Below are 22,660 nucleotides of genomic sequence, written 5' to 3'. Positions count from 1 at the left end.
GCGCTCATAACGCTAGGATGTTAATTGTCTGCGCTCGCTCCAGCCTAGCAGCTGCAGCTCTTATCCGACTCTTCGTTCACCGGCGTCGGATAGTCGTTGTCGAAGCAGGCGAGACACATGCCGCGGTTATACGCGCCGTCGTTGCCGCCGACCGATTCGACGAAGCCTTCGTCCGTGAGGAACGCGAGCGAATCCGCGTTAATTTCCTTGCGGATCTCCTCCACCGTGCGGTAGGAGGCGATCAGCTCCTTGCGGTCCGGCGTATCGATGCCGTAATAGCAAGGATTCTTGAACGGCGGCGACGTGATGCGCACGTGCACCTCCGTCGCACCCGCTTCGCGCAGCAGGTTGACGATACGGCGCGACGTCGTGCCCCGGACAATGGAGTCGTCGATCATGACGACGCGTTTGCCCTCCACCACTTTGCGGACGGCGGACAGCTTCATCTTCACGCCCTTCTCGCGAAGCTCTTGGGAAGGCTGGATGAAGGTGCGTCCGGTATATTTATTTTTGATGAGGCCAAGCTCGTAAGGAATGCCCGTCTGCTCCGCGAAGCCGATGGCGGCGGAAATACTGGAATCCGGCACGCCCGTTACGACGTCCGCGTCCACGAACGATTCCGATGCGAGCTGTTGGCCCATGCGCTTGCGCGCGGAATGGATGTTGATGCCGTTAATGTCGCTGTCCGGACGCGCGAAGTAAATGTACTCCATCGCGCACGTCGCGCGGCGCTCGATCTCGGCGTACCGATCCACGGTCAGGCCGTTCTCGTCGAGAATAAGCAGCTCGCCCGGCTGAACGTCGCGCACATACTCCGCTCCGATCGTTTCAAACGCGCACGTCTCGGAAGCGAACACGTAGCTGTCGCCGAGACGGCCCATCGCCAGCGGACGCAGACCGTGCGGATCCGACGCGACCAGCAGCTTGTCGTTCGTCATGATGAGGAACGCGAAGCCACCGACGATGCGCTGCAAAGCTTCCTTCGCCGCCGCCACGAAATCCTTCGGCGAACGCGCGATCAGATGCGCGATAACCTCGGTGTCGCTGGACGTCTGGAAGATGGAGCCGCTCATCTCAAGCTCGCGGCGGATTTCCGGCGCGTTCACGATGTTGCCGTTCGTCGCCACGGCGAGGTCTCCGTCGCGATAACGGAAGATCAGCGGCTGCGCGTTGCCAAGGTGGCTTGCCCCGGAAGTCGAATAACGCACGTGTCCGATGGAGCGGTCCCCGGAGAGGCGATCCAAATTCTCCTTGTCGAATACTTCCTTGACGAGGCCCATACCGCGGTGGTAAGCGAATTTGCCGTTGTCGCGCGAATCGACCGTGCAGATGCCGGAGCTTTCTTCGCCGCGGTGCTGCAGCGCATGCAGGCCGTAATACGACAAGCCCGCAGCGTCGGGATGTCCGAACACGCCGAACACCCCGCACTCCTCCCGCAGCTTATCGAAAATATCGTCGCGGCCAATGCCTTCGTTATAGTGATTGCCTGTCCAAAGCAAAGGTCGGTCCGTTACTTCATGAGACATGGAATCGCATCCTTCCAAACCTTCTCCAGTTGTTGTACCGGCGCGTTGATGCCGGCTTTGCCGTTAACGTTGATGGTCAGATTGCTGCCTGTAACCGTACCGATAGTCGCGTGAGCGACGCCTTGCTCCGACAGCCAAGCCGTCAAAGCATCCGCTTGATCCGGCTTCGCCGACAGCAGAATTCGGGATTGGGATTCGCTGAACAGCAGGTGATCCGGACGCAGGTCGCTAGTCAGCGATACGTTTGCGCCGATGCCGCCGCTAATGCAAGATTCCGCGATCGCCGCCGCGATGCCGCCTTCGGAGAGGTCATGCGCCGAAGCGACGAGGCCTTTCTGGATGGCGCCAAGAACCGCGCCTTGCACCTTCTTCTCCACGTCGAGATCGATGACCGGAGGACGGCCGGATGGAGCGCCGTTCAACACGTATTGCAGTTCGCTTCCGCCGAACTCGGCTTTTGTTTCGCCGATTAGCACAATAACGTCGCCTTCGGCTTTGAATTTTTGCGTTGTAATATGATCAATGTCGTGAACCAGACCGACCATGCCGATTACCGGCGTCGGGTAGATCGCGCCTTTGGCGTTCTCGTTGTACAAGCTGACGTTGCCGCCGATAACCGGCGTATCCAGCTTTACGCAAGCCTCGGACATGCCGTCCGCGGACTTCTCGAGCTGCCAGAACACTTCCGGCTTCTCCGGGTTGCCGAAGTTCAGGTTGTCCGTGATCGCGAGCGGCTCGGCGCCGGAGCACACGATGTTGCGCGCCGCTTCCGCTACCGCGATGCGTCCGCCCATCTCAGGATCCAAGTATACGTAACGTCCGTTACAGTCCGTCGTCATCGCCAGCGCTTTGCGCGTGCCGTCGATCGTCACGACTGCGGCGTCGGAGCCCGGTTGAACGGCCGTATTCGTACGAACCATGTAGTCGTATTGGTTGTAAACCCACTCTTTGCTTGCCACCGTAGGGGAAGCGAGCACCTTCTCCAGCGCGCCGTTCAGATCGGTAATTTCCTCGAAAGCAGCCGTATCGACCGAAGCGCTCTCGCGGAAATAAGCAGGCTCTGCGGATGGCTTGTTGTAAACCGGGCACTCGTCGACGAGCGCTTTAACCGGCATGTCGGCCACTTCTTCGCCTTGGTGGAACAGACGGAGACGGCCGTCGTCCGTTACTTTGCCGACCTTCGCGCAGATGATGCCCCAACGGTCGAAAATTTCTTTCGCCTGCGCCTCATGCTGAGGCTCGACGACGAAGAGCATGCGCTCCTGCGACTCGGACAGCATCATTTCGTAAGGCGTCATGCCCGTCTCGCGCTGAGGAACCTCGTCGAGGTACAGCTCGAGGCCATTGCCCGCTTTGGACGCCATCTCGGCGCTGGAGCAAGTCAGACCTGCCGCGCCCATGTCCTGAATGCCGAGGACGATGCCGGAGTTGATCAGCTCGAGCGTCGCTTCCATAACCAGCTTCTCCATGAACGGATCGCCGACTTGGACCGCGGTGCGTTTCTCTTCGGATTCTTCGGACAATTCAACGGAAGCGAAGGTCGCGCCGTGGATGCCGTCGCGGCCGGTTGCCGGGCCGACGTAGAAGACCGGGTTGCCTACGCCTTTGGCGACGCCGCGCTGGATTTTATCGTGATCGATGAGGCCTACGCACATCGCGTTGACGAGCGGGTTGCCTTCGTAGCTTTCGTCGAACATGACTTCGCCCGCAACCGTCGGAATGCCGATGCAGTTGCCGTAGCCGGCGATGCCGCTGACGACGTTCTCGAACAGGTACTTCACGCGGTCGTTGTTCAGGTTGCCGAAGCGAAGGCTGTTCAGCAGAGCGACAGGGCGAGCGCCCATGGAGAAAATATCGCGAATGATGCCGCCCACGCCGGTCGCCGCACCTTGATAAGGCTCGACCGCGGACGGATGGTTATGCGATTCGATCTTGAACACGACGGCTTGGTTGTCGCCGATGTCGACGATGCCCGCGCCTTCGCCCGGTCCCATCAGGACGCGAGGACCCGTGATCGGGAACTTCTTCAGGATCGGCTTGGAGTTTTTGTACGAGCAATGCTCCGACCACATGACGCTGAACACGCCGATCTCCGTGTAGTTCGGCTTGCGGCCCAGGAAGCCGCAAATCAGTTCGTATTCATGGTCCGTCACGCCGAATTGCGTGTAGATGCGTTGATCCGCGATTTGTTCCGCCGTCGGCTCCTTAGCCGTTAACTGCTGCGCCATGTTGTTCCCTCCATGCATTCAAAATCGATGTAAACATCCGTGTGCCGTCTTCCGACCCGAGCAGCTGACTAACCGCCCGCTCCGGATGTGGCATCATGCCGACCACGTTGCCCGCTTTGTTGCTGATGCCCGCGATATTTTCCACGGAGCCGTTCGGATTCGTGTCGCCCGCGTAGCGGAACACGATTTGGTTGTTCGCCTTCAGCTCGGCTAGCGTCGCGTCGTCGCAGAAGTAGTTGCCTTCGCCGTGGGCGATCGGAATATTGATGATCTCGCCTTGCGAGTATTGGTTCGTAAAAGCGGTATTGTTGTTCGCCACTTCAAGAGCTTGCGCATGGCAGCGGAACTTCAGTTCCGTGTTGCGAATCAGGGCGCCAGGCAGAAGGCCCGCTTCCGTCAGGATCTGGAAGCCGTTGCAGATGCCGAGAATGAACTTGCCTTGCTCGGCCGCTTTTTTCACTTCGCTCATCACGTTCGCGAATTGGGCGATCGCGCCGCAGCGCAGGTAGTCGCCATAGGAGAAGCCGCCCGGCACCAGGATGGCGTCGTACGCGGACAGGTCCGTCGCGGTGTGCCACACGTAGTCGACCTCTTGGCCGATCGTGGACTCTACCGCTTTGTAGCAGTCGATGTCGCAGTTGGAGCCCGGAAATACGAGTACGGCAAACTTCATCTCTTATCCCTCCAGCTCAAAGCGGTAATCTTCAACGACCGTGTTCGCCAACAGCTTCTCGCACATGACCTTCAGACGCGCTTCCGCTTCCGCGCGGTCGTTCGTGTCGAGCTCGACTTCGAGGTACTTGCCGATGCGCACTTTGCCCACTTCCGCGAATCCCATGGAATGAAGCGCGCCTTGCACTGCGGTACCTTGCGGATCCAATACGTTTTCCTTGATCGTGACGTAGACGGTTGCCTTCATAATAGCCTCCTGATATATGGTTGAATTTGAATTTGTATGTTGTTTGTTTATGAAAATAATTCCGGCAGGGCGGCGGGCTAGCTCAGCTCGCGGCCCGTCAAGCGGCGGTAAATCTCGCGGTAGCGCGCCGTCGTCGCTTGGACGACCAGCTCGGGCAGCGGATCCGGGCGGCTGTCGCGGTCCCAGTCGGAGCCGAGCAGGTACGTGCGCACCGGCTCCTTGTCCATGCTGTCGATCTCGACGTCGAACGCGTAATTGCCTTCGGACCAGAAGCGCGAGGAGTCCGGCGTGAAAATCTCGTCGATCAGGATGACCTTGCCGTCGATGAGGCCGAATTCGAACTTGCAGTCCGCCAGGATGATGCCGCGCTCCTTGCAATAAGCGTGCGCGAAGCGGTACAGCTCCAAGCTGCGGTCGCGAAGCTCGGCCGCCAGCTCGGCGCCGACGAGCTCGCTCATGCGCTCGAACGATATGTCTTCATCGTGGCCGACGTCGTTCTTCGCGGCCGGCGTGAAGATCGGCTCCGCGAACTGTTCGTTCTTGCGGAGGCCCTCCGGCAGCTGGATGCCGTTAATCGCCTGCGTTTTCTCGTATTGGCGCCAGCCATTGCCCGTAATGTAGCCGCGGACGACGCATTCGATATCGATGCGCTCGGCCTTGCGCGTCACCATGATGCGATTGCGGAGCAGCTCAGGCTCCGTCACGAGATCGCCGAGCAGCTCCACGTCGGTATGAACGACGTGGTTCTCTTGCAGCTCCTTCGTCACCTCGAACCAGAACGCGGACAAGCGGTTCAGCACGTTTCCTTTGTCCGGCACGGCCGGATCCAATACGTAGTCGAACGCGGAGATCCGATCCGTCACCACGATGAGGAAATGCTCGCCGAGGTCGTACAGCTCGCGCACTTTGCCTTTGTAGACCAGCGGCGCCTTCACGAAATCCACGGCGGTGGATATAGCCTTCAATTGCGATTGAGCTCCCATGAAATCCTTATCCTCCTCTTCTAAAGCAGATGCTTAGTTCAGGCCAAGGCGAGTAAATATCGTATCGACATGCTTGAGGTGCCATGCCGGGTTAAAGCAATCTTCGATCTCCTCAGGGGACAGCACTGATGTGATCTCAGGCGTCTCTTCCACGATGGAGCGGAATTGGCGCTGCGTCTCCCAAGCCTGCATCGCGCGCGGCTGCACCGTGTCGTAAGCCTGCTCGCGGCTGAAGCCCTTGTCGATCAGCTTCGTCAGAACGCGGCCGGAGAACGGCACGCCGTATGTCGCGCTCATGTTGCGTTTCATATTTTCCGGGAAGACGGTCAAATTATTAATAATGTTGCCGAGACGGTTCAGCATGTAGTTCAGCAGCATCGTCGAGTCGGGCAGGATGACGCGTTCGGCCGAGGAATGGCTGATATCGCGCTCATGCCAGAGCGGCACGTTCTCGTAAGCCGTCAGCATGTGGCCGCGGATCACGCGGGACAGGCCGGACATATTCTCGCAGCCGATCGGGTTGCGCTTATGAGGCATCGCGGACGAGCCCTTCTGGCCTTTGGCGAACGGCTCCTCCACCTCGCGGAACTCGCTCTTCTGCAGGCCGCGGATTTCCGTGGCGAACTTATCGAGCGACGTCGCGATGAGCGCGATGGAAGCCATATATTCCGCGTGGCGGTCGCGCTGCAGCGTTTGCGTCGAGATCGGCGCGGCCGTAATGCCGAGCTTCTCGCAGACGAATTGCTCGACGAACGGGTCGATGTTCGCGTACGTGCCGACGGCGCCGGACATTTTGCCGAACTGCACGCCGTTCGCCGCATGCTGGAACCGCTCCAGGTTACGCTTCATTTCCTCGTACCACAACGCCATCTTGAGGCCGAACGTCGTCGGCTCCGCATGTACGCCGTGCGTGCGTCCCATCATCGGAGTGTCTTTATATTGGATCGCCTTCTCCCGCAGAATCGCGATGAAGCGTTCGATGTCCTTCAGCAAAATTTCGTTCGCTTGGCGAAGCAGGTAACCAAGCGCCGTGTCGACGACGTCCGTCGAGGTGAGGCCGTAATGCACCCATTTGCGTTCCGGTCCGACCGTCTCCGATACCGCGCGCGTGAACGCGATCACGTCGTGGCGCGTCTCTTGCTCGATCTCGTAAATGCGGTCGATGTCGAAGCTCGCTGCTTTGCGAAGCGCTTCTACATCCTCCTTCGGAATAACGCCAAGCTCGGCCCAAGCCTCGCATGCGCAAAGCTCAACCTCCAGCCATGCCTTGAACTTGTTCTCTTCGGTCCAGATCGCTCTCATTTCCGGTCTGCTGTAACGCTCTAGCATGTCCTTCACACCTTCCAAATCTTAGTTTCGTCTATCCAATCAAGCGCCGCTTCTACAGTCGGAGCGAGCACGTTCACGTGGCCCATCTTCCGTTTGAACACAGCGTCTTTCTTTCCGTACAAATGCAGCTTCGGCGCAACGCCGAGTCTTTCGGCCGCCTCATCCGGCGCAGCCGCGCGCGCAAGGACCGGCTCCACATGCTGCCCGAGCACGTTCACCATGACGACGGGGCTCATCAGCGACGTGTCGCCAAGAGGCAGTCCGCATATCGCTCGGATATGCTGCTCGAATTGCGACGTCCGGCACGCTTCCATCGTATAATGCCCGCTGTTATGCGGCCTTGGCGCAAGCTCGTTCACGAACAGCTCGCCGTCCCGCGTCACGAACATCTCGACCGCGATGAGTCCGACGACGCCAAGACCCTCCGCGATGCGCACCGCTAGCCGCTCCGCTTCGCGAAGCACCGATTCCTGCGTCCTCGCCGGAACGATCGACAAGTGCAGAATGTTTTCCTTGTGAATATTTTCCGCAGGAGGGAACGCTTTTATTTCCCCTGTCGTGCTCCTGGCCGCAATAACCGAAATTTCCATCGCAAAATCGATAAACTGCTCGAGCACCAGTTGCGTACGCGCTTTGGACAATTCGGCGTAGGCTTCCGCGATCTCCGACTCGCCCTTGATGACCCACTGGCCTTTGCCGTCGTAGCCGCCCGTCGCCGTCTTCAGCACGCAAGGCGTGCCGAACTTCCGGACCGCCTCTCTCAGCTCGTCTTCGCTGCGAATCTCCGCATAAGGCGCTACCTTCACGCCTGCAGCTTCGATCGCCCGCTTCTCGCGAAGCCGGTGCTGCGTCGTGTAGAGCAGCTCGCTGCCTTGCGGCACATACGATTCCGCCATCAGCATGGCGGCGACATCCGCGTTCACGTTCTCGAACTCGTATGTAATGACATCCGAGCGTTCCGCTAGTCGCCTCGCGGCTTCGCGATCGTCGTAAGCCGCGACGATCTGCTCCGACACCTGCCCCATTGGGGAATCCGGCGTCGGCTCCAGCGTCACGAACCGGTAGCCCATCGCGCTTCCGGCGTTCGCCAGCATGCGTCCAAGCTGCCCGCCTCCGAGAATGCCGACCGTGGAGCCGGGCAGAATCGTTTTTACCGCCGCTGAATTACCGTCCTTGCCGCCGATCATAACGTTTCACTGCTTTCCATCACTTCGCGCTTGATCCGCTCGCGACGGGCAAGGGCGCGCGCCTGCACCTCCGGAATGAAGGCGCCGATCATCTGGGCGGCGAGCAAGCCGGCATTCGTGCCGCCGGCATTGCCGATCGCGACGGTCGCCACCGGAATGCCGCCCGGCATCTGCACGATCGACAGCAAGGAGTCCAGCCCGTTCAAATTCGAGGATTTGACGGGAACGCCGATAACCGGCAGTGCCGTCTTCGCTGCGACCATGCCGGGCAGATGCGCGGCGCCTCCAGCTCCGGCGATGATCACTTTCAATCCCCGCTCAGCCGCCGTCTCCGCGTATTCGAACATCAGATCCGGCGTGCGATGCGCCGATACAACCTTCTTCTCGTATGGGATATTCAGCTCTTCCAATACGTCGCAGGCCAATTTCATCGTGTCCCAATCCGACTTGCTGCCCATAATGACGCCTACCATAGCAGACATGTTCGCTTACCTCTTTCCTTATTTAAAATGTATGGATATCTGCAAATAAATAAAAAGAGGTCCAGCGGCTGTTCTCTTCCGATTTCTCTTCCGATGAGCCAAGGACCTCGAGTGAATCGCGCAATACGTTGCGGTTCGAATGAATCGGGCATCCTTCCATAGCCGACCGCTTAAGACAGCAGAAGGCTGCCCCGGTGAGAGCAACCTATTTCCATGGGTCGAATTTGGGCTTCGGTAACCGATTCATCAAGCTCGTAGTCCAGAAAATAAGGTTTCCGGGTAGAAACGTTCGGGCCTTTCCCGAATATATACGAGATTGCAGGTTCAACGCGGATTCTTCCGCCTTAAACCTACTCTAGTTTATCCAATCCCTTCTCTACTGTCAACAAAATACGAACATTAATAGAGGTTCATTTGCGAAAGTTCGTTTTTTAGCCTCATAAGCATCCCATGACCCTCTTATTAGCTTGTCATCTATTCCCAAAATGCATGAATAGCTTGCCCCATGGACGCGCTTTCCATGTTTTTGACTATAGGCCGGGCTCTCTGAATATAGATGGATATAGAGCCTATAGAAGAACGTACGGTTTACACGTTCATAAGGAGGATTCCGCTATGCAAATCCATACGGTCAGAAGAGGGGATTCGCTCTGGGAGCTGTCCCAGCAGTTCGGCGTAACGCTCGAGCAGCTATATGCCGCCAACGGGATAACGGCGCAGAGCCCGCTCGTCATCGGCCAGGCGATCATTATCCCGACGCCGGGGGACGGAACGACGCACCGCGTGCTTGCCGGAGAATCGCTGTGGAAGATCGGCCAGCGTTACGGCGTCTCCATTCAAGCGCTGCTGGAAGCGAATAATTTGACCAATCCGGCGCTCATCTACCCCGGGATGACGCTGACGATTCCGAGGGCACCCAAACCCGTCATCGAGGTTAACGCGTACACGGAAAATTTCAGTCCTGCCGGCGTTGACCTCGTCCATGAGGTAGGGCCGTATTTGACGTATCTCAGCCCGTTCAGCTACCGCGTGCAGGCGAACGGCAATTTGACTTCTCTCGACGACTCGGCAGTTATCGCAGCCGCCTACGAGCACCGCGCCGCTCCGATGATGGTCATTACGAACTTCGAGAACGGGACGTTCAGCTCCGAAATCGGCCATGCGGTGTTAACGGATCAAGGCGCTCAGACTAACCTGATCAACAATATTACATCCGTCATGCGGCAAAAAGGATATTTGGCTCTCAACGTCGACTTCGAATATTTGATGCCGGGCGACCGCGAGGCGTACAACTCGTTCCTGCAGCGTCTTGTCGATACGCTGCGTCCGCTCGGACATCTCGTCTCGACTGCCGTGGCCCCCAAAATTTCGGCAACGCAGACCGGGACCCTGTACGAAGCTCATGATTACGCCGCCCATGGCAGAATCGTCGATTTCGTCGTGCTCATGACCTACGAGTGGGGATGGTCCGGCGGCCCTCCGAGAGCGGTCGCTCCGATTAACGAAGTCGTCAAGGTTCTGAATTATGCCATAACCGTCATCCCGCCCGAAAAAATTATGATGGGCATGCCGCTGTACGGCTATGACTGGACGCTTCCGTATGTGCAGGGCGGAAGATGGGCCCCGACCGTCAGTCCGAAGGCGGCCGTGGAGCGCGCGGCCCAATATAACGCCGCGATTCAATACGACGAAGAAGGGCAATCGCCTCATTACACTTATTATGACGAGGAGGGCAGGGAGCATATCGTCTGGTTCGAGGATGCCCGGAGCGTGCAAGCCAAGTTCGACATCGTGAAGGGCTACAAGCTTCGCGGCGTCAGCTACTGGAAGCTCGGCGTCGCGTTCCCTCAGAACTGGTACGTCCTGAACGAGAACTTCACGATCAAAAAGCTTGTTTAGCTCCCTCCGCGCAGCCGGCCTCAGGCGCGCGAAAAGGCCGGCGGATCGCCATCCGCCGGCCTTTTCCTTGCAAACCTTATAACCGGGTTACCGTGTACCCCATTTCTTCAAGCAGGGCAACGAGTCCGTGCTCTCCCACCATATGAAGGGCGCCGACGACAACGAAGAACGTCGCCGGCTTCGAGCCGGTCAAGAATCCGTTGACTTTCTCCGCCATCAGAATGTTGCGGTCCTTCAGCATCGCGTTGTAATATTCTAAGTCCGCTTGCATGTCTTCCGCCATCTGCGTCAGTTCCTCGACGTCGCCCGCGATCCACATCTCGGACAAGTCTTCCGCAGGCTCTTCTTCCCCGTACAAGCTGTAAAGCGAGCCGATCACGAACTGCTCCTGCAGCCCGTCCGAGAAATTATCGAACATCTCGAACTGCGATTGATAAGACTCCAGCTCCATGATCGGAACATTGGCGTCCGTCGCTTCATTCATAAAATGAAGGTCGATGCCGAGCTCCGACTCGTATTCGCTATCCTCGCGTCCGAAGCTGTCCAGGATCATAGATACGTACCAAGGCTCGTACGTGTCGAGCGCGTTCGTCGGAATTTCCAGCTCCGTCAGGAGCTCTCCGAGCGCCGCGTATACTTCCGGAGAAAGATGGTTGCGAAGCGTGGTTCCATCCTTATAGGTGGCCAGGTCTTCGACGTAGGCGCCGAGGTCCTCCGGCTCTACAGACGTGTTGACTTCGACCGCCAAATAATCCGCTTCTTCGAACGCTTCCGTAATTTCGTCGCGCAGCGGATACATCGCTTCGTTCGCGACGTGGATGGAGCCAAGAAGATAAACGACGTTGCCGTCCTTCTCTACCTTCCACATATACCCTTTGCTCTCGACAATGGTATCGATGGAGATGCGATTCAGCTTCTCGTTCCATTCGATTTCGTAGCCGCTTTGCTCCACGATGAAGCGGAGCGGCACATAGGTGCGTTGATTGATTTTTTGGGGAGCGAGCAGCAATTTCTGCGGCTTGGCGTTCACGTAAGCCGTGTCGGATCCGATCTGGAGAGAAATAACCAGATTGTTTCTCGGGCTTGTACTGATAGCCGTAGCCATCTGGGTGTCTTGATCCCAAGTGACCTCGAAGTCGAGCTGCTCGAGAAGCATGCGGACGGGAACAAGAGTCGTGCCGTTCTGCTTAACCGGCTTGTCCTCCTTGAACTCGACGAGCTTGTCGTTGACATAAATTTCGAGCGGACTGGCTGCGGGCGCCGCGCCGGCCGCCGTTGCGAAGCCGAGTGCCATAATGAGGGATACGAATAGTGCGACAAGCTTTTTCATGACGGGGGATGACTCTCCTTTTGGTCGATTCGATAGACGAGATTCCGAATGTCTATCTATATAGTCTCATTCTACCAAATCTACTAACCGTTTACGAGAGTGGGATGGGTATGCCGACCTATAGTTTTCTCTAGCCACACGCAAGCGGCTTTCCCGTCCCTCCGGGGTCGGCACGTATCACGCGGTCTTAAAAACTCGGATTCGAACATAAAAAAACGGAACGGCCAGCCCAGGGGCTCAGCCGTTCCGTCCTTCATGCATTTACTTATCCAGCCAAACCGTCTTCTCGAGCACCGGAGTGCGCCGAGGCTCAGGAGCCGTCATGTCCGGATAACCCAGGTAAAGGAACGCTACGATCTCTTCGTCCTCGCGCAGCTCGAAGTTCGCTTTCATGATCGGATCGAACATCGGCGCGCCCGACCGCCAAATCGCTCCCAACCCGTACGCATGCGCGGCCAGCAGCAGATTCTGGACGGCAGCCTGCGCAGCGGCCAGCTCTTCTTCCCGCACGGCGCGGGGATCATCCCCCGGCGAGCAGATCGCCGTAATAACCAGCGGCGAGCGGTATGCCTTCGCCCTCTCCTTGCGGAGCTTCTCTTCCAGCTCTTCGCCGGACAGACCCGGGGATGCCGCCGCCGCGATCTTCGCGTAGCCTTCTCCGAGCTTTGCCCTTCCTTCGCCCGTCATGACGACGAACCGCCATGGCTGCGTATTGTGGTGGCTTGGCGCCCAGCTGGCCGCCTCGAGAATCGCTTCGATCACTTCGCGCTCCACGGCATCGGCCTTCACTCTGCCAATCGACCGTCTGCCTTTTATCGCGTCCAGCACGCCGATTTGGTTCGCTTCTTCGGCATTTCTGCCCGTTTTCCCCAACGTTTCCATCCCGTTATCTCTCCCTACTCGAATAAATTCCGGTACTGTCCGTAGCCTTCTTCCTCCAGCTTCTCCTTCGGAACGAAGCGCAGGGCAGCGGAGTTGATGCAATAGCGCAGTCCCGTCGGATTCGGTCCGTCGTCGAACACATGACCCAGATGCGAATCTCCTTCTTGGCTTCTCACTTCGACTCTCACCATATTATGGGTCGTATCCATATGCTCGGTAACGGCCGTCTTCTGAAGCGGCTTCGTAAAGCTCGGCCAGCCGCAGCCCGCGTCGAATTTGTCCTTCGAGCTGAAGAGCGGCTCGCCGGAGACGATATCGACGTAGATGCCTTCTTCCTCGTGATCCCAGAATTCTCCCGTGAACGGACGCTCCGTTCCGCTGTTCTGAGTCACCTCGTATTGAATCGGCGTCAATCTCTTCTTGAGCTCGGCCTGGTCCTTCTTCATCTTCCAATGGCTCGCGATGAACGCGTCGCGTCCCGAGCCTTTACGGTACATTTTATAACGGAACGGGTTCTTCTTATGATAATCCTGATGGTAGTCCTCCGCCGGGTAGAACGCTCCCGCCGGCTCGATCTCCGTTACGATCGGCTTGTCGAAACGCCCGCTCGCCTGCAGCTCGGCCTTGGAGGCTTCCGCCAATTGGCGCTGCTCCTCCGTGTAATAATAAATGCCCGTCCGGTAGGAAGAGCCTCTATCGTGGAACTGCCCGCCTGGGTCCGTCGGGTCGATCTGTCTCCAGAAGATGTCGAGCAGACGCTCGTAGGAGAACACCTCCGGGTCGTAAGCGATCTGCACCGCTTCCGTATGGCCCGTAGCGTCCGAGCACACTTCCTCGTAGGTGGGATTCTCGGTATGGCCGCCGGTATAGCCGGAGACGACGGACAGAATGCCCGGCATTTCCTCGAACGGCGTAACCATGCACCAGAAGCAGCCTCCCGCGAACATGGCCAGCGCTTTGCGATTCGTTTGTTGATCCATGGCAACCCTTCCTTTCCACTGCTTGCTTGGAATAACCCGCTTCCACCATTATACATGACGGAACTCCCGCTCACAAAAGCCGCAGAGCCGACGGAGGTCCCACTTCCATCTTTTGACGGAAAGCAATCGAGACGAAAAGGCGACATTCGGACTCCCTTTTGTTACAATAGGGTGACATTCGCAACCTTTTTGGCGATTGCCGTCGTTTAATAGGAGAAAGGCAAGCAAGACAAGCCGGGATATGCCGCAAGCAGGACAGCACTTTTCAACGTTCGTTCAACCGATTAACGTGGCGCATGGTCACGAGCATGAGGAGTGAATGAACCCCAATGAGCGAATTGCAACTGGAATCGGCGGCCGTCGGCCGTCAAGCCGCGAATACGCGCAAGAAGCGAAGCAAAACGGCCTTTATCGTATTTATAGGAATATGGCTGCTTCTGATCGGCGGAGGCGTGTATGGCGCCAAGGTTTACACGGAGCGGATGCAGCGGGATATTACCGCCGACATCGAACGTCAGACCGCTTCGCAAATCGCGGAGATGCAGAAGGCTTACGACGAACGTCTCGCGGTCATGGAGAGCGGCTATCAGAACGAGATATCGCAGCTGAAGGAGAAGGTCGACGCCTTGAACGAGCTGCTGACCTTCGCCAAGGACAACGCGGACGATAAGACGGATAATAGCAACAAGCTCTACACGCAGTTGAACGAAGTGAAGAAACAGTTGGACGAACTGAAAAAAAGCTTGGATGTCCTCAAATGATCATAACCACTAAAACGTTAAACCGCACGGCATTGCTTGCCTTAGCCCCTTTTGCCGGCATTCTGATCTGGCTGATGGTCTCCGGCGTCACGGTCGAGTTGTCGAGCGGCGTCATGCCGAAGCTGGAATCGGATGGACAAGCCGCGGAAGGCGGCAGCTGGAACGAGGCGGCCGCAGGGCTCGATCAAGCGAATGAGACGGCCGTCCTGACGGGCGAATCGATCAAAGCCCAGCTTGATTTGTACGAGAAGACGAATGCGGAGATGAACCATATCGCGAAGACGGCCGCCGCTCAGGCGAAGCGCCCTCTCGCCATCTACGACGCGAGCATTACGGCCAAGCTTGGCAAACCCGCGGCGACCATCTCCTCCGACAAGCTGAGGGCGCAGCTTTTTTATTTGAAGAACGAGAATTTCAAAAGCTACGCCGTGAAGATCCAGTTAAAAGCGGACGGCGCGATGAAGATGGTCATGGGAGGCGACGAGCTGGGAGACGCGCAAACGACGCTCCAAGCCGTCAAGACGCATAAGGCGGCGGTTGGCGTGAACGCGGGCGGCTTCGCGGACGGCGGCGGGAAGCGGTACCCGCTCAGCACCACGATCGCGAACGGCGAGTATGTATCGGGCTTTCAGGCTTCCTACGCCGATCTGTTTTTTGTCGGGCTGAACGAGAACAACGAGCTGATCGGCGGCAAATTCGCAAGCCGGGAGCAGCTCGACGCCAAGAAGCCGAAGTTCGGGGCTTCCTTCGTTCCGATCCTTTTGAAGGGCGGTATCGCCCAGCCTATCCCGGCGAAATGGCAGACCAGTCCGAAGCGCGCGCCGCGCACCGTCATCGCCAACTACAAGGACGATCAGCTCCTGATCCTGGTGACGGACGGCTACAACGAAGCCGGCAGCTCCGGCGCGACGCTCGCCGAGATGCAGACGCTGCTCAAGCAATACGGCGCGATTGACGGCTACAATCTCGATGGCGGCGGCTCTTCCACGCTCGTCTTTAACGGCAAGCTGATCAACAAGCCATCGGACGGCTCCATGCGTAAGCTGCCGACTCATTTTTTATTTTTCAAATAGCGGCAAGCGTCCGATACAAAGCGCCGGAGAGAAACGATCGATCGTTTCGACTCCGGCGCTTTTGTTTTTTTGTTTTCGTTTTCGCGAGGGTTCAGCCGTTCAGCTTGAGTTCGATCGCCTTGCCTAGCATGGTCATCTCGCGCTCGGCTTCAATCAAGAGCTTCTCCGCCTCCATAGAGGTAACCCGCTGAAGCTGCAGCCTGTCACCGGGCTTAAGCTGAGCCAAGACAGGAAGATCGACCGTCGCCACGTGTCCGATGCGCGGATAGCCGCCCGTCGTCTGACGGTCGGCCATCAGAATGATCGGATTCCCGTCCGGAGGAAGCTGGATCGTGCCGATCGTAACCGGTTCGGACAGCAGCTCGCCCTTCCTGACATGCTGCCCGAGACGTCCCTCGCCTTCGAGTCGATAGCCCATCCGGTCCGACTGTCGCCCGATCCTGAAAGTGCCATCGCCGAAAGCCGATTGCCCTTCTTCCGATAACCAGTCATAATGCGCCCCCGGCATCCAACGAATGACGGCAACATCCGAATGGGCCACGGCGAAGCCGCCTGCATGCCATAGCGGAAACCGCAGGCTTCCCGATTGCGATTCTGCTAGCCGGGAGACGGCAAACTTCGCCGGCTCGTTCCTCGCTTCGATCCGGTCGCCCGCGCGAAGCGCCCGCCCGTCGTAACCGCCTATCCCCCCGCGCAGGTAGGTGCTGCGGCTGCCGAGTCTCATCTCGCCATCAATACCGCCTGCAAGCGCGACATACGCGCGGCAACCATTAACGCTTCGGCCGAATCGGATCGTCGTTCCCGCATCTACCCGTACGGGTCTCCACTGCGGCACCTTTTCGCCTTGTCCGGTTATTGGTTCCATATCCCCGCCGGCAATGGCAATCCACGCTTCCCTCTCCATCCGCAGCTCCGTGCCCGCCAACGTCAATTCGAGGAGCGCTTCCGACTCGTCGTTCCCGACCAGCCAATTCGCGATTCTCGCCGCCGTCTGATCCATGGATCCGCCAACGACGACGCCTTGATTCTGATAACCATATCGGCCCAAGTCCTGAATAGTGGCAAGCACCCCTGGTTTCACAACGATTATGCCCATCGATTTGCCCCCTCCCGACTACCTCAAGCCGTCTACGCTTTCGTTGTCCTTCCAGCTTAGGAACTCCTCTTCCGTTATCGGAAAGAAACGGACCCGGTCGCCTGCTTGCAAGAAGCTCGGCGCGTCGGCATCCGGCCGGAACAGCTTGATCGGCGTTCGCCCAATCAGCTGCCAGCCGCCGGGAGTCGCGAGCGGGTAGACGCCGGTCTGTCCGCCCGCGATGCCGACGCTGCCCGCGGGTATAACCGCCCGCGGCGTCCCGCGGCGCGGCGCGGCGATTTCCTCCGGCATGCCGCCGAGATAAGGGAAGCCCGGCGCGAAGCCGATCATATAAACCAAATAGTCGGCGTCACTATGAAGACGGACTACCTCCGCCGCCGAACGTCCGCAGATGGCCGCAACCTCCTCCAAATCCGGACCGTACTCACCGCCGTAACATACCGGAATCGCGACGGTCCGTACGTTCTTCATTTCCGAGTCGGATTCAGTCACCGCATCAATATGTACCAATAGCTTCTCCACACGATAGCAGACGGTCTCGTACACCGTTTCGCGCATTCGTTCCTCTCCGTCCAAACTGCGCAGCACTTGGATTGGACTATAGTGAACGGCAACGGAAGCAAAAGCCGGCACGCATTCGATATAACCGGGAAAACGCCCCGCATCCAGCCATCTAACCGCCTCCATCACAAGCCGGTGCGAAAGTTCGTCCATACGGTCGCCGAACTGTATTAGCACACTAGAATCCCCTAGCGGCGACATCTTGTAAGGTTTCTTCACATAGACACTCCCTGCTCATTATTTCCCGGGCGATTGCACGGTCACATTGGCGTCCTTTAACGCTTTTCTGAGCTGTGTTACATGCGCGAGCGCATCGTGCGTATCCCCGTGAACACAAATGCTGTCTGCCTGGACGTTGACGAGGGTCCCCGAACGCGTGCGCGCCTTGCCTTCCGAGACCATCAGTATGGCCTGCGCGGAGGCAGCTTCCGGACTATCCAACACGGCTCCGTCCATCGATCTTGGCGTTAACGAACCGTCCTCTTCGTAAGCCCGGTCCGCGAACGCTTCGTTCACCGCGAACAGCCCGATCCGTTCTCCCGCCCGGACTAACTCGCTTCCTGACAAGCCGTAAAGCTTGAGATTCCCATCTACCCTGTATACCGCCTCCGCAATGGCCTCTGCTAAGGAAGCATCCTGAGCCGCCATGTTGTATAGCGCCCCGTGCGGCTTCACATGCGTGAGCGTACCGCCTTCCGATTTCGCGAATGCCATAACGGCGCCGACCTGGTAGACAACCATCTCGTACGCTTCCCGCGGCGAAATGTCCATCCGTCTCCGGCCGAAACCGCTCATATCCGGCAAGCCGGGATGCGCGCCAATCGCTACGCCATGCTCCAATGCCAATCGGACCGTGCTCCGAATCGTCCCCGGATCGCCGGCATGAAACCCGCATGCTATATTCGCGGAGGTAATATGCTTCATCAGCTGATCATCCGCACCAAGCCGGTACGCGCCAAACCCTTCGCCCATGTCGCAATTAATATCAATTCGGTACATGCTCTCCCCTCCCCGCGCATTTTGACGTACTCATTATACCGTAACTTCCCGGCGTCAGTAACGCAACGATCCTAATAAGGCACTCTTGAGTCGCTTATGTTAGCTCTCCCATCAGCTCAGAATCGAACTCACCTCGATTCCGCATTCGTGCTCATGTTTCTCAACACCGTGGCTGGTAGACTTCGTTCTGTTTTCAGCTCTTGGGTCAGCTCTCCCATCAGCTCAGGATCGATTCACACAACAGCTCCTATATCGTAAGTCAGCCTGTCGAAAAGCCCAGACGGATAACCACCGAATATGTTTTTTAACGCTTATTCCAGCTCTCCCGTCAGCTCAGTTCAATAACTTCGAATACTAACTTGAATTGAGTCACATGAAACAGCTCAACGCCTAAGGTACTATTTAATGTTTTCGGTCATACCGCGGTGCCCAGAAGCCCTGTCTGAGTACAGGGGATAGCTAACCTGAACGTCCGAAACACCCTCATCGGCAGCCACAACTGAGTACACGGGATAGTGTACTTAAGAGACAGGAATACCGTAATCGGCACACTCAACTGAGAACAGGGGATAGCTAACTTAAGCGACCGGAACCAAAAAAGGAAGGCAGCGCCGGCCCAGCGCTGCCTTCCTTTTTCTGTTTGTGTCCTCTATTATTCTCCGCCCATGAGGACGTAACGCAATACGATCAGCACGGCCAGAATCCACATGAGCCAGTGCACCTTGTACTTGCCTTTGCCGGATGCGTTGGCTACTGTCGCAAGCAGAACGTACGACACGATACCGAACGAAATGCCGTTCGCGATGCTGTACGTGAAAGGCATCAGAGCAAGCGTCAAGAACGCCGGAATTCCGTACACCATGTCGGAGAAGTCGATCTCCTTCACGGATTGCATCATCAGTACGCCTACGATGATCAGGGCCGCCGCCGTAGCGGAGCCAGGAACCAAAGCGATAAGCGGCGAGATGAAGAGGGAAGCCAAGAAGAACAATCCCGTGAACACCGCCGTCAAGCCGGAACGTCCGCCTTGCGCGATACCCGAGGAGCTCTCTACGTAAGCCGTCACAGTACTTGTGCCGAGCATCGCGCCGCCGCCTACCGCTACCGCGTCAACGAGCATCGCTTTGCCGATGCGCTTCTTGCCCTCTTCCGGGTTCTTCATGATGCCCGCACGGTTCGCCGTGCCAACAAGAGTGCCGAACGTATCGAACAACTCAACAAACGTAAACGTGAGGATGACCGAAATCAAACCCACTTCGAACACGCCTGCAAAATCAAAATCCCAGAAGTTCAGCTTGCCAAAATCAGGGAACCAAGTCTTTCCTTCCATTGCATCGCTGATGTTCACATGACCGGTCAGCAGAGCAATGATCGTCGTGCCGATAATGCCGAACAGAATCGCGCCTGGCACGCGGAGCACCATCAGAATTGCGATCAAAGCGATCGCTATAATCGTGAACACAACCGTCTCGTTGTGGAAGCTACCAAGTTGAATAACCGTTTCGTTACCCGTAACAGGTGTAAATTGATTCGCTTTAATATCCGAGAAGCTCGAAACCGCAATGGTCATCAAACCGCTGTTCTTCAAGCCGATAATGGCAATGAACAAGCCGATACCGACTGTAATCGCGTGTTTTAGGCTGTCCGGAACGGCTGTAATCAGCATTTGACGGATTTGAGTAACCGTCAGAATGATGAATATAATACCCGAGATAAACACGGCCGTAAGTCCCATCGCAGGCGAGATTGGCTGGTCCGTCGCGGCGGACGCCAATACGACCGATGCGAAATAAGCGTTCAGCCCCATGCCCGGAGCAAGAGCCACAGGGAAGTTAACGAAGACGCCCATCGCGATGGTGAAAATACCGGCTGCAAGCGCGGTCGCGATGAACACGCCTGTCCAATCCAGGCCAGTCGGCGTCAAAATAATCGGATTGACCGCCAGGATGTAAGCCATCGTCATAAACGTCGTCAGTCCGGCCATAAACTCAGTTCTGACATTTGTCCCCAGTTCCTTCAAGCGAAAGAAACTTCTCATTTTGATAAAACCCTCCCAAAATTGTGTTGGAACAAACAAAGAAGCCTAGTAAGGAATGCATGAATACGCATTTCTACTAGGCTCTGCAAAAAGGGAAAGCAGCATGCGCGGGGCCGCCGCGCGCGTGCTTTCCTCTCTTCGTAGCCTGATCATTTACGGTGACCGAGTAGAGACTCCCGGGCCGATTCCCGGGATTATACGAAAAGTTTTATGCGGTTATTGTTTTCCTGACTCAATTTTAAGGAGGAAGCTGACATTTTGTCAACAATTTTCACGAATATTCGTCATAATTCGTCGTTCCATTATTCGGAAATGCAACGTTTTCAGACTGACTTTATCGTCTGTAAGGAATTCTTCCATCTCGAATAGAGCTTCCAAGGCTCGCCTTCGTCAAGCAGCGCCTTGCTCATGTATACGCCTTGCTCTACGGAATCCGCTTTGCCCGCCAGATGAAGACGTACCGCCGCGTTCAGAAGCACCTGGTTGGCAAAAGCGAGATGGCCTCCGCCCTGAAGGACGGCTTCGATCGTTTCCTTCTGGAGAGCGGCCGTCCATTCGATCTCGGGCAGCGCCGTCTCGAGTCCGTAAGCGTCCGGATCGATAATCTGCTGGACCGCTTCGCCGTTCTGGACGCTGTATGTGCGTGTCGGCCGCTCGATGAACAGATCCTCCGAGCCTTCCACGCCCTGCACGATCAGCGACCGCTCATAGCCCAGCTTCTCCGAAAGCTTCGCCATCCGCTCGAAAACCGTGTTATGGTAAACGCCGAACAACAAATACGGAGAGCCCGCGAAATCAATCAGCTTCTCGGCGGTATTCAGCACCGTGCGCATGCCGAGCTCGACCCGGATCGAACGAAGCTCGCGAAGCGGCGGACACCATTCCTCAGCCGACACGTACAGCACGCCCGTCTCCCTTGCCGTTTCAATAAAGCGCTCACGGGTGACGGAATCTATCTCGATGTCCATTTCCTTCAAAATATCCTGAAGCGTAATGCCCCACTTCGGGGGCAGCGAGCCCGTGCCGTGCAGCGTGACGGGAAGTCCCGCGGCGCCGAGGACGAACGCGGTCGCAAAGGTCGCGTAGAAACTTTTTTTGCGGCCGTCGTACGGACCCGCGCAATCCATGCCCTTGTGCACGGTCGTCCGGTGCGAATAAGCCCTGCATACATGGACGAATGCCTCCAGCTCCTCGACCGTCTCCATCTTGATCCGCTCCGCTATAAAAAAGGCTCCGATCTGCGCAGGCGTCGCTTTTCCTCCCAAGATAAGCTCCGCCGCGTCTTTGGCTTCCTCGTAATTCAGATCGCGAGCGCCTCTTTTGCCTCTTCCGACTTCTTTCAACCATTTTGTGAGCATGCAAGGCCCTCCTTCAGCGTCTTTCGATTGCGCGGCGCCCCCGTTTACTTCATGTCCTGAAGCAGCTGATGCACCTTAACGATATTGGCCGCCACGTCGACCATTCTTTTTCTTTCATTCATGGCTTGCTTGCGAAGCACCTCGTAAGCCTCCGCTTCCGATATATTCTTAAGTTTACATAGGATGCCCTTGGCCTGATCGATCCATTTGCGTTCCTCCAGCCGGTCCTCCAGCTGTCTGCGTTCCAGCTTCCATCGCTGTCTCTCGGCCTGCTGCTTGGACGCCAGATGAAGCGACCAATGCAGCTCCCATTCTCCCATGGAAGGCGAAAGCAAACCATCCACCGGGATATCGCTCTCGCAAAACTCGGCCGACGAAGCGGCAGCCGCTTCGCTGCACCACCACAAGACGGGCAGGCTTCTCAGCTTGCCGAGCCGGGGGCCCCACACCTTCACGCCGTCGAGCGACATGTGCAGGATAGTCGCATCCGCGCTTACCAGCAGCTCCTCCGCTTGCAAGCCGTTATTCGCGTACAGCACACGATAACCGTAATCTTCGAGAAGCAGAACCGGGGATTGTTTATTAGTCGTTTGGTTTGGCATGGCCTCAGCGCCTGCCCTCTCGATTGTCGAAAGCAGCTCCATGACTAACAACGAACGCATGTAGAAGCTCCCCCTTCTATTCCACTTAATTGTATCCTGTTACAATTCATCACGCCGGTAGTCCAAACCTCATCTTATCGAAATCATATGTGATTATATATAACACAAAAAACGACGGAGTGTCACTAGAAAAGTTTATCCCTCTTTTGTTATGTTAGATATATTGACATGAACTAAAAACCTGATGTATAGTTGCAGTAATAAAAAAATTGAATAGCGTCACCAGTACAATGGCGTATTCGGTTGACTAGGCAAAGAAGCCTGCTTTCGTATTCGGGGGAGAAATCTGCTCGCACGGTACGAGAGCGGGCTTTTTCGTATTCTCGGGCAGTCGTACGTTTGCCTAACAGACTATTCATATCAGGTG

20 protein-coding genes and 2 riboswitches are annotated in these 22,660 nt (G+C 57.0%); of the genes, 3 read left to right on the top strand and 17 right to left on the bottom strand.

What is annotated here, in order from left to right; genetic code table 11:
- Positions 1 to 44: 44 nt before the first annotated feature.
- The 8 genes from purF to purE form a co-directional block, all read right to left on the bottom strand.
- Complete coding sequence (gene purF / locus NQZ67_RS11575; RefSeq protein ID WP_257445592.1) at positions 45 to 1,526, bottom strand: amidophosphoribosyltransferase; 1,482 nt, start codon at positions 1,524 to 1,526, stop codon at positions 45 to 47.
- The gene (purL, locus tag NQZ67_RS11570; protein ID WP_257445590.1) at positions 1,511 to 3,754 is read right to left on the bottom strand and encodes a phosphoribosylformylglycinamidine synthase subunit PurL; all 2,244 of its coding nucleotides are present in this window, start codon (positions 3,752 to 3,754) and stop codon (positions 1,511 to 1,513) included. The genes purF and purL overlap by 16 nt, the downstream gene beginning before the upstream one ends.
- Positions 3,732 to 4,427 (bottom strand): phosphoribosylformylglycinamidine synthase subunit PurQ, encoded by a 696-nt coding sequence (purQ, locus tag NQZ67_RS11565; RefSeq protein WP_257445588.1) that lies wholly within the window; start codon positions 4,425 to 4,427, stop codon positions 3,732 to 3,734. Before purQ ends, purL begins: the two co-directional genes overlap by 23 nt.
- A gap of 3 nt (positions 4,428 to 4,430) precedes the next feature.
- Complete coding sequence (gene purS, locus NQZ67_RS11560; RefSeq protein ID WP_179215887.1) at positions 4,431 to 4,676, bottom strand: phosphoribosylformylglycinamidine synthase subunit PurS; 246 nt, start codon at positions 4,674 to 4,676, stop codon at positions 4,431 to 4,433.
- Positions 4,677 to 4,750: 74 nt separating this feature from the next.
- Positions 4,751 to 5,656: a phosphoribosylaminoimidazolesuccinocarboxamide synthase gene (locus NQZ67_RS11555; RefSeq protein WP_257445586.1), complete on the bottom strand. Its 906-nt coding sequence runs from the start codon at positions 5,654 to 5,656 to the stop codon at positions 4,751 to 4,753.
- Between the two features lie 33 nt (positions 5,657 to 5,689).
- On the bottom strand, positions 5,690 to 6,985 hold the full coding sequence (gene purB / locus NQZ67_RS11550; RefSeq protein ID WP_257445584.1) for an adenylosuccinate lyase: 1,296 nt from the start codon (positions 6,983 to 6,985) through the stop codon (positions 5,690 to 5,692).
- Positions 6,986 to 6,990: 5 nt separating this feature from the next.
- Positions 6,991 to 8,172, bottom strand: coding sequence for a 5-(carboxyamino)imidazole ribonucleotide synthase (purK, locus tag NQZ67_RS11545; RefSeq protein ID WP_257445582.1), 1,182 nt, complete (start codon positions 8,170 to 8,172; stop codon positions 6,991 to 6,993).
- Complete coding sequence (gene purE / locus NQZ67_RS11540) at positions 8,169 to 8,654, bottom strand: 5-(carboxyamino)imidazole ribonucleotide mutase (RefSeq protein ID WP_257445580.1); 486 nt, start codon at positions 8,652 to 8,654, stop codon at positions 8,169 to 8,171. The genes purK and purE overlap by 4 nt, the downstream gene beginning before the upstream one ends.
- Before the next feature lie 235 nt (positions 8,655 to 8,889).
- Positions 8,890 to 8,988: riboswitch (purine riboswitch) on the bottom strand.
- 281 nt (positions 8,989 to 9,269) lie between these two features.
- On the opposite strand from purE, the gene NQZ67_RS11535 reads away from it, so the two are divergent.
- Complete coding sequence (locus NQZ67_RS11535) at positions 9,270 to 10,553, top strand: LysM peptidoglycan-binding domain-containing protein (protein WP_257445577.1); 1,284 nt, start codon at positions 9,270 to 9,272, stop codon at positions 10,551 to 10,553.
- A gap of 76 nt (positions 10,554 to 10,629) precedes the next feature.
- Here the strand turns inward: NQZ67_RS11535 and NQZ67_RS11530 are convergent, their stop codons facing one another.
- From NQZ67_RS11530 to msrA, 3 genes are all read right to left on the bottom strand, one after another.
- The gene (locus NQZ67_RS11530) at positions 10,630 to 11,883 is read right to left on the bottom strand and encodes a TraB/GumN family protein (RefSeq protein ID WP_257445576.1); all 1,254 of its coding nucleotides are present in this window, start codon (positions 11,881 to 11,883) and stop codon (positions 10,630 to 10,632) included.
- A 261-nt stretch (positions 11,884 to 12,144) separates the two neighbouring features.
- Positions 12,145 to 12,765: a nitroreductase family protein gene (locus NQZ67_RS11525; RefSeq protein ID WP_257445575.1), complete on the bottom strand. Its 621-nt coding sequence runs from the start codon at positions 12,763 to 12,765 to the stop codon at positions 12,145 to 12,147.
- Between the two features lie 14 nt (positions 12,766 to 12,779).
- Entirely contained in the window at positions 12,780 to 13,745 is a 966-nt protein-coding gene (gene msrA / locus NQZ67_RS11520) for a peptide-methionine (S)-S-oxide reductase MsrA (protein WP_257445574.1), read from the bottom strand.
- Between the two features lie 329 nt (positions 13,746 to 14,074).
- On the opposite strand from msrA, the gene NQZ67_RS11515 reads away from it, so the two are divergent.
- Entirely contained in the window at positions 14,075 to 14,506 is a 432-nt protein-coding gene (locus NQZ67_RS11515; RefSeq protein ID WP_257445572.1) for a hypothetical protein, read from the top strand.
- Positions 14,503 to 15,579 (top strand): phosphodiester glycosidase family protein, encoded by a 1,077-nt coding sequence (locus NQZ67_RS11510; protein ID WP_257445571.1) that lies wholly within the window; start codon positions 14,503 to 14,505, stop codon positions 15,577 to 15,579. Before NQZ67_RS11515 ends, NQZ67_RS11510 begins: the two co-directional genes overlap by 4 nt.
- A 91-nt stretch (positions 15,580 to 15,670) precedes the next feature.
- Here the strand turns inward: NQZ67_RS11510 and NQZ67_RS11505 are convergent, their stop codons facing one another.
- The 6 genes from NQZ67_RS11505 to NQZ67_RS11480 all read right to left on the bottom strand — a co-directional run bounded on the left by NQZ67_RS11505 (position 15,671) and on the right by NQZ67_RS11480 (position 22,293).
- Positions 15,671 to 16,675 (bottom strand): 5-oxoprolinase subunit C family protein, encoded by a 1,005-nt coding sequence (locus NQZ67_RS11505; RefSeq protein ID WP_257445570.1) that lies wholly within the window; start codon positions 16,673 to 16,675, stop codon positions 15,671 to 15,673.
- 18 nt (positions 16,676 to 16,693) lie between these two features.
- Complete coding sequence (gene pxpB, locus NQZ67_RS11500; RefSeq protein ID WP_306812826.1) at positions 16,694 to 17,437, bottom strand: 5-oxoprolinase subunit PxpB; 744 nt, start codon at positions 17,435 to 17,437, stop codon at positions 16,694 to 16,696.
- Positions 17,438 to 17,473: 36 nt separating this feature from the next.
- On the bottom strand, positions 17,474 to 18,235 hold the full coding sequence (locus tag NQZ67_RS11495) for a LamB/YcsF family protein (RefSeq protein WP_257445568.1): 762 nt from the start codon (positions 18,233 to 18,235) through the stop codon (positions 17,474 to 17,476).
- A 652-nt stretch (positions 18,236 to 18,887) separates the two neighbouring features.
- On the bottom strand, positions 18,888 to 20,273 hold the full coding sequence (locus NQZ67_RS11490) for an NCS2 family permease (protein WP_257445566.1): 1,386 nt from the start codon (positions 20,271 to 20,273) through the stop codon (positions 18,888 to 18,890).
- Between the two features lie 121 nt (positions 20,274 to 20,394).
- Positions 20,395 to 20,495, bottom strand: a riboswitch (purine riboswitch).
- A 101-nt stretch (positions 20,496 to 20,596) separates the two neighbouring features.
- The gene (locus NQZ67_RS11485; protein ID WP_257445564.1) at positions 20,597 to 21,631 is read right to left on the bottom strand and encodes an anthranilate phosphoribosyltransferase; all 1,035 of its coding nucleotides are present in this window, start codon (positions 21,629 to 21,631) and stop codon (positions 20,597 to 20,599) included.
- 44 nt (positions 21,632 to 21,675) lie between these two features.
- Entirely contained in the window at positions 21,676 to 22,293 is a 618-nt protein-coding gene (locus tag NQZ67_RS11480) for an ANTAR domain-containing response regulator (protein ID WP_257445562.1), read from the bottom strand.
- Positions 22,294 to 22,660 lie beyond the last annotated feature (367 nt).

This window comes from Paenibacillus soyae, assembly GCF_024623455.1.
Classification (GTDB): domain Bacteria; phylum Bacillota; class Bacilli; order Paenibacillales; family Paenibacillaceae; genus Pristimantibacillus; species Pristimantibacillus soyae.
This window is presented reverse-complemented; position numbering and strand designations above follow the sequence as displayed.

Excerpts from the sequence above, each read along its gene's own strand:
- purF (WP_257445592.1), bottom strand. The coding sequence starts at position 1,526 with ATGTCTCATGAAGTAACGGACCGACCTTTGCTTTGGACAGGCAATCAC.
- purL (WP_257445590.1), bottom strand. The coding sequence starts at position 3,754 with ATGGCGCAGCAGTTAACGGCTAAGGAGCCGACGGCGGAACAAATCGCG.
- purQ (WP_257445588.1), bottom strand. The coding sequence starts at position 4,427 with ATGAAGTTTGCCGTACTCGTATTTCCGGGCTCCAACTGCGACATCGAC.
- NQZ67_RS11555 (WP_257445586.1), bottom strand. The coding sequence starts at position 5,656 with ATGGGAGCTCAATCGCAATTGAAGGCTATATCCACCGCCGTGGATTTC.
- purB (WP_257445584.1), bottom strand. The coding sequence starts at position 6,985 with ATGCTAGAGCGTTACAGCAGACCGGAAATGAGAGCGATCTGGACCGAA.
- purK (WP_257445582.1), bottom strand. The coding sequence starts at position 8,172 with ATGATCGGCGGCAAGGACGGTAATTCAGCGGCGGTAAAAACGATTCTG.
- purE (WP_257445580.1), bottom strand. The coding sequence starts at position 8,654 with ATGTCTGCTATGGTAGGCGTCATTATGGGCAGCAAGTCGGATTGGGAC.
- NQZ67_RS11535 (WP_257445577.1), top strand. The coding sequence starts at position 9,270 with ATGCAAATCCATACGGTCAGAAGAGGGGATTCGCTCTGGGAGCTGTCC.
- NQZ67_RS11530 (WP_257445576.1), bottom strand. The coding sequence starts at position 11,883 with ATGAAAAAGCTTGTCGCACTATTCGTATCCCTCATTATGGCACTCGGC.
- NQZ67_RS11525 (WP_257445575.1), bottom strand. The coding sequence starts at position 12,765 with ATGGAAACGTTGGGGAAAACGGGCAGAAATGCCGAAGAAGCGAACCAA.
- msrA (WP_257445574.1), bottom strand. The coding sequence starts at position 13,745 with ATGGATCAACAAACGAATCGCAAAGCGCTGGCCATGTTCGCGGGAGGC.
- NQZ67_RS11515 (WP_257445572.1), top strand. The coding sequence starts at position 14,075 with ATGAGCGAATTGCAACTGGAATCGGCGGCCGTCGGCCGTCAAGCCGCG.
- NQZ67_RS11510 (WP_257445571.1), top strand. The coding sequence starts at position 14,503 with ATGATCATAACCACTAAAACGTTAAACCGCACGGCATTGCTTGCCTTA.
- NQZ67_RS11505 (WP_257445570.1), bottom strand. The coding sequence starts at position 16,675 with ATGGGCATAATCGTTGTGAAACCAGGGGTGCTTGCCACTATTCAGGAC.
- pxpB (WP_306812826.1), bottom strand. The coding sequence starts at position 17,437 with ATGTCGCCGCTAGGGGATTCTAGTGTGCTAATACAGTTCGGCGACCGT.
- NQZ67_RS11495 (WP_257445568.1), bottom strand. The coding sequence starts at position 18,235 with ATGTACCGAATTGATATTAATTGCGACATGGGCGAAGGGTTTGGCGCG.
- NQZ67_RS11490 (WP_257445566.1), bottom strand. The coding sequence starts at position 20,273 with ATGAGAAGTTTCTTTCGCTTGAAGGAACTGGGGACAAATGTCAGAACT.
- NQZ67_RS11485 (WP_257445564.1), bottom strand. The coding sequence starts at position 21,631 with ATGCTCACAAAATGGTTGAAAGAAGTCGGAAGAGGCAAAAGAGGCGCT.
- NQZ67_RS11480 (WP_257445562.1), bottom strand. The coding sequence starts at position 22,293 with ATGCGTTCGTTGTTAGTCATGGAGCTGCTTTCGACAATCGAGAGGGCA.